This is a genomic window from Streptomyces sp. NPDC056144, assembly GCF_042264145.1.
Lineage (GTDB): Bacteria > Actinomycetota > Actinomycetes > Streptomycetales > Streptomycetaceae > Streptomyces.
Map to the genome: position 1 here is coordinate 34,469 of NZ_JBHJVF010000019.1, position 13,193 is coordinate 47,661.

Annotated in this window: 16 protein-coding genes; 6 read left to right on the forward strand and 10 right to left on the reverse strand. The window is 73.3% G+C overall.

Features of this window, described 5'->3' with window-relative positions; genetic code table 11:
- Nucleotides 1-2 precede the first annotated feature (2 nt).
- The 6 genes from ACFC0Z_RS34045 to ACFC0Z_RS34070 form a co-directional block, all read right to left on the reverse strand.
- Nucleotides 3-671: a lysoplasmalogenase gene (locus ACFC0Z_RS34045; RefSeq protein WP_376446424.1), complete on the reverse strand. Its 669-nt coding sequence runs from the start codon at nucleotides 669-671 to the stop codon at nucleotides 3-5.
- Between the two features lie 139 nt (nucleotides 672-810).
- On the reverse strand, nucleotides 811-1,533 hold the full coding sequence (locus ACFC0Z_RS34050; RefSeq protein WP_376446426.1) for a VIT family protein: 723 nt from the start codon (nucleotides 1,531-1,533) through the stop codon (nucleotides 811-813).
- A 24-nt stretch (nucleotides 1,534-1,557) separates the two neighbouring features.
- Nucleotides 1,558-2,781, reverse strand: coding sequence for an amidohydrolase family protein (locus tag ACFC0Z_RS34055; protein ID WP_376446429.1), 1,224 nt, complete (start codon nucleotides 2,779-2,781; stop codon nucleotides 1,558-1,560).
- 16 nt (nucleotides 2,782-2,797) lie between these two features.
- Nucleotides 2,798-4,078 (reverse strand): amidohydrolase family protein, encoded by a 1,281-nt coding sequence (locus tag ACFC0Z_RS34060; protein WP_376446432.1) that lies wholly within the window; start codon nucleotides 4,076-4,078, stop codon nucleotides 2,798-2,800.
- 31 nt (nucleotides 4,079-4,109) lie between these two features.
- Nucleotides 4,110-4,994 (reverse strand): SDR family NAD(P)-dependent oxidoreductase, encoded by an 885-nt coding sequence (locus ACFC0Z_RS34065; protein ID WP_376446435.1) that lies wholly within the window; start codon nucleotides 4,992-4,994, stop codon nucleotides 4,110-4,112.
- Nucleotides 4,994-5,791: an acetoacetate decarboxylase family protein gene (locus ACFC0Z_RS34070; RefSeq protein WP_376446438.1), complete on the reverse strand. Its 798-nt coding sequence runs from the start codon at nucleotides 5,789-5,791 to the stop codon at nucleotides 4,994-4,996. Before ACFC0Z_RS34070 ends, ACFC0Z_RS34065 begins: the two co-directional genes overlap by 1 nt.
- 122 nt (nucleotides 5,792-5,913) lie before the next feature.
- Here ACFC0Z_RS34070 and ACFC0Z_RS34075 point away from each other — a divergent pair, with 122 nt between their 5' ends.
- From ACFC0Z_RS34075 to ACFC0Z_RS34100, 6 genes are all read left to right on the forward strand, one after another.
- Nucleotides 5,914-6,558, forward strand: coding sequence for a TetR/AcrR family transcriptional regulator (locus tag ACFC0Z_RS34075; RefSeq protein ID WP_376446441.1), 645 nt, complete (start codon nucleotides 5,914-5,916; stop codon nucleotides 6,556-6,558).
- A 50-nt stretch (nucleotides 6,559-6,608) separates the two neighbouring features.
- The gene (locus ACFC0Z_RS34080; protein ID WP_376446444.1) at nucleotides 6,609-7,607 is read left to right on the forward strand and encodes a DEDDh family exonuclease; all 999 of its coding nucleotides are present in this window, start codon (nucleotides 6,609-6,611) and stop codon (nucleotides 7,605-7,607) included.
- Nucleotides 7,608-7,671: 64 nt separating this feature from the next.
- On the forward strand, nucleotides 7,672-7,905 hold the full coding sequence (locus tag ACFC0Z_RS34085; protein WP_360812238.1) for a hypothetical protein: 234 nt from the start codon (nucleotides 7,672-7,674) through the stop codon (nucleotides 7,903-7,905).
- A gap of 92 nt (nucleotides 7,906-7,997) precedes the next feature.
- Nucleotides 7,998-8,813: an SURF1 family protein gene (locus tag ACFC0Z_RS34090; RefSeq protein WP_376446447.1), complete on the forward strand. Its 816-nt coding sequence runs from the start codon at nucleotides 7,998-8,000 to the stop codon at nucleotides 8,811-8,813.
- 34 nt (nucleotides 8,814-8,847) lie between these two features.
- Nucleotides 8,848-10,638 (forward strand): glycoside hydrolase family 15 protein, encoded by a 1,791-nt coding sequence (locus ACFC0Z_RS34095; protein ID WP_376446450.1) that lies wholly within the window; start codon nucleotides 8,848-8,850, stop codon nucleotides 10,636-10,638.
- Nucleotides 10,639-10,642: 4 nt separating this feature from the next.
- On the forward strand, nucleotides 10,643-11,398 hold the full coding sequence (locus ACFC0Z_RS34100; RefSeq protein ID WP_376446453.1) for an SDR family oxidoreductase: 756 nt from the start codon (nucleotides 10,643-10,645) through the stop codon (nucleotides 11,396-11,398).
- A 9-nt stretch (nucleotides 11,399-11,407) separates the two neighbouring features.
- On the opposite strand, the gene amaP is transcribed toward ACFC0Z_RS34100, so the two are convergent.
- From amaP to ACFC0Z_RS34120, 4 genes are read right to left on the reverse strand one after another with little or no spacing between them, the layout of a single operon-like run.
- Nucleotides 11,408-11,995, reverse strand: coding sequence for an alkaline shock response membrane anchor protein AmaP (gene amaP, locus ACFC0Z_RS34105; RefSeq protein WP_376446456.1), 588 nt, complete (start codon nucleotides 11,993-11,995; stop codon nucleotides 11,408-11,410).
- 5 nt (nucleotides 11,996-12,000) lie between these two features.
- A complete protein-coding gene (locus ACFC0Z_RS34110; protein ID WP_376446459.1) occupies nucleotides 12,001-12,639 on the reverse strand; it encodes a DUF6286 domain-containing protein in 639 nt (212 codons plus the stop codon).
- Nucleotides 12,636-12,989 (reverse strand): Asp23/Gls24 family envelope stress response protein, encoded by a 354-nt coding sequence (locus ACFC0Z_RS34115; protein WP_376446462.1) that lies wholly within the window; start codon nucleotides 12,987-12,989, stop codon nucleotides 12,636-12,638. Before ACFC0Z_RS34115 ends, ACFC0Z_RS34110 begins: the two co-directional genes overlap by 4 nt.
- Nucleotides 12,986-13,177, reverse strand: a complete 192-nt coding sequence (locus ACFC0Z_RS34120; RefSeq protein ID WP_376446465.1) for a hypothetical protein — start codon at nucleotides 13,175-13,177, stop codon at nucleotides 12,986-12,988. Before ACFC0Z_RS34120 ends, ACFC0Z_RS34115 begins: the two co-directional genes overlap by 4 nt.
- Nucleotides 13,178-13,193: the final 16 nt, after the last annotated feature.

Below are 13,193 nucleotides of genomic sequence, written 5' to 3' on the forward strand. Positions count from 1 at the left end.
TGTCAGACGGTTGTACGACGTTCACCGTACATTGCTCGCAGCGCTCCCCTCGTCAGCAGGTACTGCGCCGCGATGTACGTCAGCATGACCCAGAAGTCCGGCACCGGCAGCTGGGGCCATCCCGCGATGCCCGTCGCGATGAGGGTGTCGGAGAGCAGGAAGAGCGCTCCGCCCAGGCCCGCCACGAGGCCGAGGGAGCTCGACCGGTAGGCCATCGCCGCCAGGAGGAGCGAGTAGCCGGCCACCGGGACCCGCAGGTCGGACGGGAGGTCCGGGATCAGGAGGGCGAGGGTCGCTCCCAGGGCCGCCGCGTAGGCCGCGCCGAGCGCCTTCGACGTACGCCGTCGTCCGAAGAGGACCAGGTAGCAGACGTGGCCCGCCGCGAACGAGCCCATCCCCACGAGGAAGGCCCAGTCCGCGTCCGAGAGCAGGAAGACGTCGCCTCCCCAGCCGAGGAGCAGCGCCGATATGAGGAGCTTCGGGGCGCCTCGCACGGCGGCGTACGCGGCGAGCAGCGGCATCAGGAGGGGCTTGGCCAGCAGGTGGCCCAGGTCCGCTCCGACGAGGAGGGACCCCAGGTCCACCGCCGCCGCGGCGGCGAACGCCGCGAGCAGCACGCGCGAGGCGGTCGACGCCGTCGCCGCGAGGGGCGGGGCAGTGGTGGTGCTCATGCGGCGACGACCTCCGGTGCCGTTGTTCTCGTGGCGTCGACGGTAGGCGTGGGTGCCGGGGCTCGCCAGGACGGTTACCGACAAGTATGCGAGACCCGTGGTCAGCCGCTTTTAGCCCCTTCCCACAAGGGCCCGCACCTCAGACGCCCGCCGCCCCCAGCAGCGAGCCCGCCGCGTACGTCACCGCCATCGCCAGTGCCCCGCCTCCCACGTTGCGGAGGATCGCGCGGGCCGCCGGGGCGTTGCCCAGGCGGGCGCTCCACCAGCCGGTGAGGGTGAGGGCGGCCAGGACCGAGGCGACCGTGATCCAGAGGCGGGACGAGGCGGGCGGCAGGACGATCGCGAGGAGGGGGAGCAGGGCGCCGACCGTGAAGGCGAGGAAGCTCGCCCAGGCCGCGTGCCAGGGGTTGGTCAGGTCGTCGGGGTCGATGCCGAGTTCCACGCGCGCGTGGGCGCGGAGGGCGTCGCGTTCGGTGAGTTGTTCGGCGGCTTCCCGGGCCACGTCCGGGGAGAGGCCGCGGGCCGTGAGGAGGGTGGTGAGTTCGGCGAGTTCCGCTTCCGGGCTCTCGCGGAGTTCGCGTTTCTCCTGCGCCAGGGCCGCCTCCTCCGAGTCGCGCTGGGTGGAGACGGAGACGTACTCCCCCGCCGCCATCGACATCGAGCCGGCGAGGAGGCCCGAGAGGCCGGCGGTGAGGAGGGCCGCCTGGGACTCGGTGGCGCCCGCGACTCCGACGACGAGGCCCGCGGTGGAGACGACTCCGTCGTTGGCTCCGAGCACGGCGGCCCGGAGCCAGTTGAGACGGGAGCCGAGGCCTCCGCCGTGGGCCTCGTCGTGGACGGGGGGATCAGGGGCGTCGGTCACCTCAGGAGGGTCGCACCCGCCGGGTCACCAGACGCGGACCGACCCGCCCAGGGCGAAGGCCGGGCTGGTGGCGCCGGCCGGGACCTCCTTGAGGGGTTCGGCGATCTCCTCGACCGTCGGACCGTGGACGGCCGCGAGTCCGTCGAGGAACGCGAGGTCGAAGCCGTAGACGCGGGCGGCGTTGCCGCCGACCATGGCCGCGACCTCCTCCTTCGGCAGCCCCGCGTAGGCGATGCGCAGGCCCTCGCGGGAGTACGGGGTCGTGCCCTCGTCGTGCGGGTAGTCCGTACCCCACATGATCTTGTCGAGGCCGATCCGTTCGCGCAGCGGCACCTCGTGGGGGCGCATGAAGCTCGCGCCGACGAAGCAGTTGTCCCGCCAGACCTCGCTGGGGCCCTTGCCCATGGATGCGGCCAGTCCGGCGCCGAACTTGGACTCGGCCGTGCTCGCCTTCGTCGCGGCCGAGACCAGACGGCCGTGGTAGTAGTCCAGCATGTCCAGGACGCCGGGGATCCAGCCCGATCCCTGTTCCGTGAGGACCAGTTTGAGGTTCGGGTGGCGGCGGAACGCGCCGCCGAAGATCAGGTGCCACAGGGCCCGGTGGGAGAACCACGTCGTCTCCACCATGAAGACCGCCCGTGCCGCCGGCTCGTCGCCCAGGGGCGGGGACGCGGAGCCGCCGTGGTGGTTGACGGGGACGTCCAGCTCCGCGCAGACCGCCCAGATCGGGTCGTAGGTGTCCGAGTGGAGCTCGGGGACCGGCGAACCCGGGGGCACGCCGGGGAGCAGGATGCCGCCGGTCAGGCCCGCCTCGCGGGTGCGGCGGATCTCCGCGACCGCCGCGTCCACGTCGTTGAGGAGGATCTGCGCCACGCCCGCCCGCCGCCCGGGGGCGTCCGCGCAGAACTCGGCCAGCCAGCGGTTGTGCGCCTGGAGTCCGGCCCAGCGCTTCTCGTACTCGGCGCGGGTCGGCGGCTGCGCCATGAGGGACGCCTTGGGGAAGAAGGGCGGAATCGTGTTGGGGAAGACGACTTCCGCGACGACTCCGTCCTCTTCCAGCTCGCGCAGCCTGCGCCCCGAGTTCCAGTTGCGGTCGGCGGTGTCCGCGAGGAGGTCCTCGTACGGGTTGACGTACGTCGCCGCCCACGCGTCGAAGTCGTCGTGGTGCCTCTTCTCCAGGTACGGCCTGTAGTCCAGGAGGTCGGCGCCCGCGTGGCAGTCCGCCGATATGACGGTGTATCTGTCCATGGTCCCGACGGTCCTCTCAGTTCGTTCCGAGGACCGGGAAGTCGTGGTCCGTCAGCCAGTGCCGGCCCACCTCCCTCGACCTCGCCCAGGACGCCTCCACCGCCGCCTGGTCGGGCGACTGGCCCAGTTCGGCCGGGGTGGGGCCGATCCGGCGGGCGATCGGTTCGAGCGCGGCCGTGTCGAAGCCGAAGACCTCCGCCGCCGCGAGGCCGAGGATCCGCCGGGTCTCCTCCACCGGGATGTCGTGGAAGGTGTTCCGCAGCCAGGCGCGCGTGGCCGGCCAGGTGCCCTCGGGGTGCGGGAAGTCCGAGCCCCAGAGGATGTTGTCGACGCCGATCTCGTACCGTTGGGCCAGCTCGCGCCGCTTGGTGTTGGTCGCGCAGACGAAGACCTGCCGGTCGAGGTACTCGCTCGGCGGGCGCTTCAGCTCCGCGAACGGCGACAGCTTCTTGCCGCCGTGCGCGCCCAGGTAGAGCCGGTCCATGAACCACAGGAGGTTCGGCAGCCACCAGCAGCCGGACTCGGCGACGCCGAACTTCAGGCCGGGGTGGCGTTCGAACACCCCGGACCAGAGCAGGAACCAGAGCGGCCGGGCCGGCCAGAAGGTGACCTCGGAGACGTAGATGCCGAGGTGGTCGCCGTACTCCTCGCGGGGTGCGGCGCCCGAGTGCGTGACGACGGGCATGCCGGTCTCGGCGGCGGCGGCCCACACGGGGTCGTAACGCCGGTCGTGGTACGGGGCCTTGTCCACCCACATCGAGGGGATCATCAGCGCGCCGAGGCCGGACTCCTTGGCCTGGTGGATCTCGGCGACGACCTTGTCGGGCTCGGCGGTGACGGGGAGCAGGGCGACCCCGCAGTGCCGCTGCGGGTTCTGTCCGACGAACTCGGCGAGCCAGCGGTTGTGCGCCTGCGCGCCCGCCATGCCGAGCTCGGGGTCCTGGTCGCCGGAGAGGCCGAGGCCGACGCCGAAGGGGGCGGCGGTCTGGCTGTCGACGGCGTCCGCGTCGGGGAAGACGACCTCGGCCGCGACGCCGTCGCCGTCGAGCTCCTTGAGCCGCTGGGCCGCGTCCCAGCCGCCGCGCAGGCCTTCCTCGTTGTCGCTGAACCACTTGTCGGCGAAGGCCTCGTTGCGCACCCCGAGGCGGGTCATCGCCTCCCGGCGGGCGTCGCGCCCGGCGAGGAACTCGTCGAAGGCGCGGTGGTGGCGGGAGTCCAGGTAGGGCCGGTACTGCTCGGTGGGCAGGCCGGCGTGGCAGTCGGAGGAGATGATCAGGTACGGGTCCTCGTACGTCATGTCACGGTGTCCTCACAGCTCGGTCCTGTCCTCAGTCGAGGATGAAGCTCTCCAGGTACGACGGGTTGGCGCGGTCGAGCATCGAGCGGGAGCGCGCCTGGATCTGGCGGTCGCTGTGCTCGCTCGCCGGCAGCATCCAGAAGCGGTCGGCGCGGATGCCGTCGACGACGTGCTCGGCGACGTCCTCGACCGGGGTGAAGGCGACCTCCTTGCCGGCCTCCTTCATGGCCGCCTCGAACTGGTCGAGGCTGCGGTACGGGGTCTTGCGGGGGCGCTGCTTCGCGTACCGCTCGGGGCGGTTGCGGTGCGACTCCCAGAGCCCGGTGCGGAGCATGTGCGGGCCGGGGAAGAGGACGGAGGCGCCGACGTTCGCGCCCTCGGCCTTGAGGTGGGCGTAGAGCGACTCGGTCATGGTGACGACGGCCGCCTTGGTGACCGCGTACACGGAGGCGGTGGGGAGCGGGGCGATGCCGCCGTCGCCGCTGGAGGTGTTGACGACGTGGCCGGGTTCGCCGCTCGCGATCATGCGGGGGACGAAGGCCTGGATGCCGTGGAAGACGCCCCAGATGTTGACCGAGAAGGCCCACTTCCAGTCGTTCGGCTCGTGCTCCCACATGCGGCCCTCGGCGCCGGAGCCGACGCCCGCGTTGTTGCAGAGGACGTGGACGGCCCCGAAGGTGTCGTAGGCCGCGTCCGCGAAGGCCCGGACGTCGTCCTGGTCGGAGACGTCGACGGTACGGGCGAGGACCTGGGCCCCGCTCTCGGTCAGTTCCTCGGCGGCGGCCGCGAGGGCGTCCTGCTCGACGTCCCCGAGGACGACGGCGAGGCCTTCGGCGGCGAAGCGGCGGGCCATGGCGAGCCCGATGCCGCTCGCCGCGCCGGTGACGACGGCTACCTGTCCTGCGCGCAGTTCCATCAGGCGCTCCCCTCCGGCGGTCCGTCGAGGATCTGGAGCGGGTCGTCGTACCGCTGGTGGATGTACGGGAGGAGGGCCTGGGCGGAGACGCGTTCGGCGACCGTGCCCTTCTGGTCGGTGGTCTTCTCGCCGATGGTGATCTCGACGATCCGGCGGACGGGGAGGTCGGCGACGGGGTCGTACATGGACTCGCGGAGGATCACGTCGCCGGTGACGGCCTCCAGCTTCCGCACCTTCTCGTTGCGGACGACGTGGACGAGGACGGGGTCGCCGTCGAAGCCGGTGCCGTCGACGGCGGGCAGGAACTTGAAGTAGAAGTCGGTCTTCTCGGCCGGTGCGGGGGCGGTCAGTTCGCCGGAGACGGCGCCGCGCACCTCGACGAAGGCGATGCCGTGGCGGGCGAGGGAGGCGTTGACGACGAGTCCGTCGCGCTCGACCTTCACGTCGCCGAGCTTCTTCGGCTCGCCGAAGACCTCGCGGCCGCCGATCAGGGCGCGCTCGTGGGTCATCGGCATGACGAGCGGGTACCAGCCCTCGCGGTCGCCGTGGGCGGCGGCGACGGCGACGGAGCCGGCCCCGAGGGGGTAGCCGGGGAGGTCGACCTGGCTGATGTTGGCCCGGACGAGCGGGCGGGCCGTGGGCTTCAGCGGGGGCGGCAGGACCGCCGCGACGACGTCGGGGTCGGTCTCCCAGACGGCGACCACTCCGGTGGACCAGATGTCGGGGAGCTTCGCGGACCGTTCGCGGGCCGCCGCCGCCTCGGCGTCGCTGCGCGCCCCGTACCGTACTCGTGCCATGACGTACCGCCCTTCTGGACAACAGTCGACCTGACGTGGCGTCAGGTGGCTCTGTAACACAGTTACACGCTCACCGATGACGGGTAAAGACCCGTGCACGCAGAGGAGTTGAGGGGGAAGCGATGGCACGTTCGGCGCTCAGCCGCGACGAGGTCCTGGACACCGCCGCCGCACTGGTGAAGGAACACGGACCGGCGGCCCTGACCATGCGCAGGCTCGCCGCCGAGCTGGGCACGGCGGTCACCTCGATCTACTGGCACGTCGGCAACCGCGAGTCCCTCCTCGACGCCCTCGTCGACCGCACGGTCACCGACCTCGGCACGATCCGCCCGCACGGCGCGACCCCCGCCGAGCGGATGGTCTCGGTCGCCCGCGCGATGCGCCGCTCCCTGCGCGAGCGGCCGCACCTGGTGGCGATGGTCCACGAGCGGGGCCTGACCGAGCGGATGTTCCTGCCGGCGCAGCGGGCCCTCGTCCACGAGGCCCACGCGGCGGGACTGCGCGGGGCGGACGCGGCGCGGGCGGTGCGCGCGGTCCAGTTCCAGGTCGTCGGGTACGTCCTCGTGGAGCGCGCCCGCGAGCGGTCCCCCGCCCAGTCGCCGGGCGAGGAGGAGCTGTGGCGCGAGGAGCCGTCCACCGGTTCGGACCCGGTCCTGGCCGAGGCCCTGGCCGTCCCCGTCGACACCGAGGCGCTCTTCACGGAGTCCGTACGGGCCCTGGTGGAGGGGCTGCTCGCGGGCGCCGGGGCGGCCTTGGACGGCGCCTGAGCGGACGCCGGGGACGGGAGTGTCCGTGGCGGGCCGTATTCTCATGGGCTATGCCCGACGACCGTACGACAGCAGTGACGTGGCCGACCGCCTACCCACAGGGGTACGCGGTCGTCGACGTGGAGACCACCGGCCTCGCCCGCGACGACCGGATAGTGTCCGCTGCCGTCTACCGGCTCGACGCCCAGGGGAACGTCGAGGACCACTGGTACACGCTCGTCAACCCCGAGCGCGACCCGGGCCCGGTCTGGATCCACGGCCTGACCAGCGACGTCCTGGGGGACGCGCCGCTCTTCCCGGAGATCGCCGCCGAGTTCGCGGCCCGCCTCGACGGCCGGGTCCTCGTCGCGCACAACGCGATGTTCGACTGGCAGATGATCGCCAGGGAGTACGCGCGGGCCGAGTCCACCGCGCCCGTCCGCCAGCGCCTGTGCACGATCGCGCTCGCCAAGGAGCTGGCGCTGCCGCTGCCCAACCACAAGCTCGCGACGCTCGCCGCGCACTTCGGCGTCGTCCAGCAGCGCGCGCACAACGCGCTCGACGACGCCCGCGTCCTCGCCGAGGCCTTCCGGCCGAGCCTGCACGCGGCGGCCGAGCGGAACGTCCGGCTCCCGCTGCTGGAGTGCCGGCCACTGACGGAGTGGGCCTCCTCGGCGGCACCGGAGCGGCCGCGCGTCGGTCACCAGTCCTCGTACGGGGGCGGGGCCCCGTCCGCGTACCGCATGAACAGCTGGCGGCCCTCGCGCAAGCGCCCGGCCTGCCCCTATCCGAACCCCGGGCGTTACGAGGCGGACCGGCCGCTCAAGCAGGGCATGCGGGTCGCGTTCTCCGGGGACACCTCGGTCGACCGGGAGCTCCTGGAGGACCGCACGGTCGAGGCCGGGCTGCACGTCGCCACGAGCGTCTCGCGGCTGACGAGCCTCCTCGTCACGAACGACCCCGACGCGCCCACCTCCAAGACCCTCAAGGCGAAGTCCTTCGGTACGCCGGTCGTCGACGAGGCGGCCTACACGCAGCTCCTGCGGGACGTGGCCCCGGCAGACGGGTGACGCGCGGGGCCCGGGCGGGCGTGGCACGCGGCGCGCGCCCGGCCGGAGCCTCACCCTGTGGCGCATGGCACGTTGCGAGGTCTGCGGAAACGATTACGGCATGTCCTTCGAGGTTCACGCCCAGGGCGCGATCCACGTCTTCGACTGCTTCTCCTGCGCCATTCACCGCATGGCGCCCATCTGTGAGCACTGCCGGGTCCAGATCATCGGCCAGGGTGTCGAGGTCGAGGGCAGTTGGTACTGCGGCGCCCACTGCGCCCGCGCCGAAGGGAAGGTGGGCATCGTCGACCGCGTGTGAGGAAACGATCCTGGACAGGATGCGGACCAGACCGGGCCCCCTCCGGCAACCCGCCGCAAGGGGGCCTTTCGGCGCAAGGTACCGTCGACGGCGTGTACCGCTTCCTGTTGTCCCGGCAGTGGGTGATCCTCACCCTCGTCGCCCTCGTCCTCATCCCCACGATGATCGAGCTGGGCTTCTGGCAGTTCCACCGGCACGAACGCCGGGTCGCCCAGAACGCCCTGATCGCGGACAACCTCCAGGCGAAGCCGGTCCCGGTCGAGGAGCTCACCTCCCCCGGCCACACCGTCCCGCGCGCCGACTACTGGCGCCAGGTCACGGCCACCGGCACCTTCGACACCGCCCACGAGGTGGTCGTCCGCCGCCGCACCTCCTCCGACGACCGGGTCGGCGTGCACGTCCTGACCCCGCTGGTCCTGAAGGACGGCAAGATCCTCCTCGTGAACCGCGGCTGGGTGCCGGCCGCGTCCGACCAGCGCGCCTATCCCGAGGTGCCGCCCGCCCCGAAGGGCGAGGTCACCGTCACCGGCCGCCTCAAGGCCGACGAGACGACCGGCGCCAGCGGCATCAAGGACCTCAAGGGCCTGCCGGACCGGCAGGTCATGCTCATCAGCAGCGAGCAGCAGTCCGCGCTCATCGGGCGCGAGGTCCTCGGCGGGTACGTCGAGCAGACCGCGCCCCGGGCGGCCGGCGGCACGCCGGAGCAGATCGCCGAGCCCGACCACGACTCGATCGGCGCGCACATGGCGTACGCCGTGCAGTGGTGGCTCTTCACCCTCGGGGTGCCCGTCGGCTGGGTGATCCTGGTCCGCCGCGAGAAGCGCGACCGCGCCGAGGCGGCGGCAGGTCAGGGCGCTTCGGCGGAGGCGGAGGAGGACGCGGAGGCCCGGGTGGCCCCCGCTCCCTGATTGACGGCGGCCGCTTCCGGGAACAGCCCAAAGCGTGACGCAACGTATCGACGACTACGCCCTCATCGGCGACCTCCAGACCGCCGCGCTCGTCGGCCGCGACGGATCGGTCGACTGGCTGTGTCTCCCCCGCTTCGACTCGGCCGCCTGCTTCGCCGCCCTCCTCGGCGACGAGGACAACGGCCACTGGCGGATCGCCCCCAAGGGCGCCACGAGCTGCACCGACCGCCGGTACGTCGAGGACACCCTCGTCCTGGAGACCTTCTGGGAGACCCGTACGGGCACGGTCAAGGTCGTCGACTTCATGCCGCAGCGGGACAGGGCCCCCGACGTCATGCGGATCGTCGAGGGCGTCAGCGGCACCGTCGAGATGAGCTCCGTCCTCCGGCTCCGCTTCGACTACGGCTCGATCGTGCCCTGGGTGCGCCGCTCCGCCGGCCACCGCGTCGCCGTCGCCGGACCCGACGCGGTCTGGCTGCGCAGCGAGCCGCCCGTGAAGACCTGGGGCCAGCAGTTCGCCACCTGCTCCTCCTTCACCGTCGCCGCCGGCGAGAAGGTCGCCTTCGTCCTCACCTGGCACCCCTCCCACGAGCCGCGCCCCGACCTCGTCGACCCCTTCGAGGCCCTGGAGCTCTCCGTCGCGGACTGGCGGGCCTGGGCGGCCCGCTGCACCTACCGGGGTCCCCACCGGGAGACCGTGCTCCGCTCCCTCATCACCCTCAAGGCGCTCACCTACGCCCCGACCGGCGGGATCGTCGCCGCCCCCACCACCTCCCTGCCGGAGGAGCTCGGCGGCGTACGGAACTGGGACTACCGCGCCTGCTGGCTTCGCGACTCCTCCCTCACCCTCGGCGTGCTGCTCGCCGCCGGATACGTCGAGGAGGCCGCCGCCTGGCGCGACTGGCTGCTCCGCTCCGTCGCCGGCGACCCGGCGGACCTCCAGATCATGTACGGCCCCGCCGGGGAGCGCCGGCTGCCCGAGACGACCCTGCCGTGGCTGCGGGGGTACGCCGACTCGGCTCCGGTGCGGACCGGGAACGCGGCCGTGGACCAGTTCCAGCTCGACGTGTACGGCGAGGTCATGGACTCCCTGCACCTCGCGCGGGAGGCCGGCATCCCGCCCGTGCGGCACGCCTGGAACCTCCAGCTGAGCCTGCTCGGCTTCCTGGAGTCGAGCTGGCGGAACCCCGACGAGGGCCTGTGGGAGGTGCGCGGGCCGCGCCGCCACTTCACCCACTCGAAGGTGATGGCCTGGGTCGCCGCCGACCGTGCCGTACGGACCCTGGAGGCGGACCCCACCCTGCCCGGGGACCCGGCGCGGTGGCGGGCGATGCGGGACGAGATCCACGCGGAGGTGTGCGCGAAGGCGTACGACCCCGACCGGAACACGTTCACGCAGTCGTACGGCTCCCGGGAGCTGGACGCCGCCACGCTGCTCATCCCCCGGGTCGGCTTCCTTCCGCCGGACGACCCGCGGGTGGTCGGAACGGTCGACGCGGTGCGGGCGGAGCTCTCGCACGGCGGTTTCCTGCGGCGCTACACCGTCGACTCGGGGGCGGTCGACGGGCTGCCCGGGCAGGAGGGGACCTTCCTCGTCTGCTCGTTCTGGCTGGCGGACGCGCTGCGGCTGACCGGGCGCGAGGCGGAGGCGCGCGAGCTGTTCGAACGGCTCGTCGCCCTCACCAACGACGTGGGTCTCCTCGCGGAGGAGTACGACCCGGTGGCCCGCCGTCAGCTGGGGAACTTCCCGCAGGCGTTCAGCCACATCGGCCTGGTGGGCACGGCGCTGGCGCTGGCTCCCGGGGAGCCGGACCCGGCAGGATAGATCCATGGATCTTGGACTGAAGGACCGCGTGTACGTCGTGACCGGCGCCACCCGGGGACTCGGGCGCGCCTCGGCGGAGGCGCTGCTCGCCGAGGGCGCGAAGGTGCTGGTCACCGGGCGCGAGGAGAAGACGGTCGCCGAGGCCGTCGCCGAGCTCGGGGCGGGTGCGGCGGGCGTCGCCGCCGACAACGACGACCCGGGGACCCCGGCCCGGCTGATCGCCGAGGCGCGGGCCCGGTTCGGCGGCTTCGACGGCATCCTGATCAGCGTCGGCGGCCCGGCGCCGGGCTTCGCCGCCGACAACACCGACGAGCAGTGGGCGGCGGCCTTCGGCACCGTCTTCCTCGGGGCCGTACGGCTGGCCCGCGCGGCCGCCGAGACGCTCACCGAGGGCGGGGTCATCGGCTTCGTGCTCTCCGGCTCCGTGCACGAGCCGATCCCCGGCCTGACCATCTCGAACGGCCTGCGGCCGGGTCTCGCGGGCTTCGCCAAGTCGCTCTCGAACGACCTGGGGCCGCGCGGGGTGCGGGTCGTCGGGCTGCTGCCGAGCCGCATCGACACGGACCGGGTGCGCTCGCTCGACGCGCTGTCGGGGGACGCGGACGCGGCCCGCGCGGCGAACGAGGCCACGATCCCGCTGCGCCGCTACGGCACGCCGGAGGAGTTCGGCCGCACGGCCGCCTTCCTCCTCTCTCCCGCCGCCTCGTACCTGACGGGCGTGATGCTGCCGGTGGACGGCGGGGCGCGCTCCGGTTTCTGACGGGCTCTGTCAGGTCACCCTGCGGGCGCGGTGCCGCACCGCCCGCAGGCGGGCCTCGGTGGGAAGCGTGGCGAGGCCCGTGGACGCACGGGCGTGGGCGAGGGCCTCGTCGCCGAGGGCGGACAGGGCGTCTCCGGGGGCCGCGTGCGGCTCCAGGAGGAGCGCGACGCGCGTCCGGGGCGCGGTGCGGCGGCCCGTGAGGGAGATCTTCGCCCGGGCCACGCCCTCCTGGGCGATGGCGTCGGCCTCCAGGGCCGCTTCCAGCGTCCGGGCGCGGACCAGGGCCTCCTCGCCGTCGCCGGTGTCGACGACGACCTCGCGGAGACGGGCCCGGCGGAACTGGACGAGCAGCCACCAGAGGGCGAGCAGGACGACGATCGCGAGGGCCGCGATGACCACCGGCCACCACCAGCCCTCCTCCCGCCAGCGCTGCCGGTCGGCGGCGGAGAGCAGGACGTCGTCCGGGCCCGACCAGGGCCACCAGGACGGCACCGAGAGGTCGAGCGCGGCGGCGAGGACGGCACCGCCGCCGAGGACGAGGAGCAGCCCGGCGAGGCCGAGCAGGAAGCGGTTGACGCGGCGGAGGACGACGGTCACCGGGGTCACCCCTTCTCGGGCGGTCGGGTGACCCGGACGGTCAGCGCGGGCGGGTGGGCGAGGCCGAGTTCGTCGACCCCGGTGGCGAGGACGTTCTCGACGTCGGTGCGGACCTCGTCGAGGTCCCGGAAGTGCGAGACCGCGCGGACGGCGACCTTGGACCGGCCGACGTTCACGCGGACGGACCGCACACCGGAGACCTCCATGACGCGGTCGCGCAGGACGAGCGCGGCGGCGTCCCGGTCGAGACCGGCCCGCACGTCGGCGTGTCCGCGGCGCATGGGGAGGACGGCGCGCAGCCCCGGGGTCGCCGCGAGGACCAGCAGCCAGAGGCCGAGCAGGACCGCGAGGGCGGCGCCGGCGACCACGGTGGTGCTGTCGAGCGGTTTCGTCGCCAGCGCGTCGGCGAGCTCGCGCCGCCACGCCATGGCGTCCCGCTCGGCCCGCACCGCCGCGACGTCGTAGAGCAGCAGCCCGGCGGCCCCGAGCACGACGGCGGCGACGATCGCCGCGGGCACGCGCCGGACCGCCCAGAACCGCCGGACGGGCCCGCCGGGGCCGGGTTCACCGGCGAGCACGGGAACGGTGTCGGGGGACGCGGTCCCGAGGGGGGGTGCCGGGGCCGGGTCCGGGGTGGTCGTCATGAGAGGCGGCCCCTCGGGTCGGTGCTGCGGGTGTGCGGGGAGTGCAGGTGCTCCACGTGGACGGACACCTCGTGGACCTCCATGCCGACGAGGTCCTCCACCCGGGTGCGGACCCGGCCCCGTACGGCCCCGCACTGGCGGCCGATGTCGGAGGGGTAGGGGAGTTCGAGGCTCACCGCGACCCGGGCGGCGTCCCGATGGACGACCACCGAGGCGTGCGGCGCGGAGGCGCCCGCCGGGACGGTGCCCAGGGCTTCCCGCGCCGCCTGGGCGGCGATCTTCGCGACGACCCGGTCGGCGATCGTCGTCGCCCCCCGGTCGCGGACCGCGTCTCCTGCCACCCGCGTCACCGCCGCCGGTCGCCGCGCTCGCGACCCCGGAACAGGTCGCCGAACTCGAGGTCGCCGTCGAGGAAGCGGCCGACCACGAAGCCGATCGCGCCCAGGGCCGCGACCAGGAGAAACGCCCCGAAGCCGCCGAAGTACCCGGCGAAACCGAGGGCCATGCCGGCCACCAGGCCGACCACCGCCATGTTCATTGCGTCCCCTTACTGG

Coding starts and splice junctions, on each gene's coding strand:
- ACFC0Z_RS34075 (WP_376446441.1), top strand. CDS start 5,914: ATGGCACGTTCGGCGCTCAGCCGCGACGAGGTCCTGGACACCGCCGCC.
- ACFC0Z_RS34070 (WP_376446438.1), bottom strand. CDS start 5,791: ATGGCACGAGTACGGTACGGGGCGCGCAGCGACGCCGAGGCGGCGGCG.
- ACFC0Z_RS34065 (WP_376446435.1), bottom strand. CDS start 4,994: ATGGAACTGCGCGCAGGACAGGTAGCCGTCGTCACCGGCGCGGCGAGC.
- ACFC0Z_RS34100 (WP_376446453.1), top strand. CDS start 10,643: ATGGATCTTGGACTGAAGGACCGCGTGTACGTCGTGACCGGCGCCACC.
- ACFC0Z_RS34080 (WP_376446444.1), top strand. CDS start 6,609: ATGCCCGACGACCGTACGACAGCAGTGACGTGGCCGACCGCCTACCCA.
- ACFC0Z_RS34110 (WP_376446459.1), bottom strand. CDS start 12,639: ATGACGACCACCCCGGACCCGGCCCCGGCACCCCCCCTCGGGACCGCG.
- ACFC0Z_RS34055 (WP_376446429.1), bottom strand. CDS start 2,781: ATGGACAGATACACCGTCATATCGGCGGACTGCCACGCGGGCGCCGAC.
- ACFC0Z_RS34060 (WP_376446432.1), bottom strand. CDS start 4,078: ATGACGTACGAGGACCCGTACCTGATCATCTCCTCCGACTGCCACGCC.
- ACFC0Z_RS34045 (WP_376446424.1), bottom strand. CDS start 671: ATGAGCACCACCACTGCCCCGCCCCTCGCGGCGACGGCGTCGACCGCC.
- ACFC0Z_RS34120 (WP_376446465.1), bottom strand. CDS start 13,177: ATGAACATGGCGGTGGTCGGCCTGGTGGCCGGCATGGCCCTCGGTTTC.
- ACFC0Z_RS34085 (WP_360812238.1), top strand. CDS start 7,672: ATGGCACGTTGCGAGGTCTGCGGAAACGATTACGGCATGTCCTTCGAG.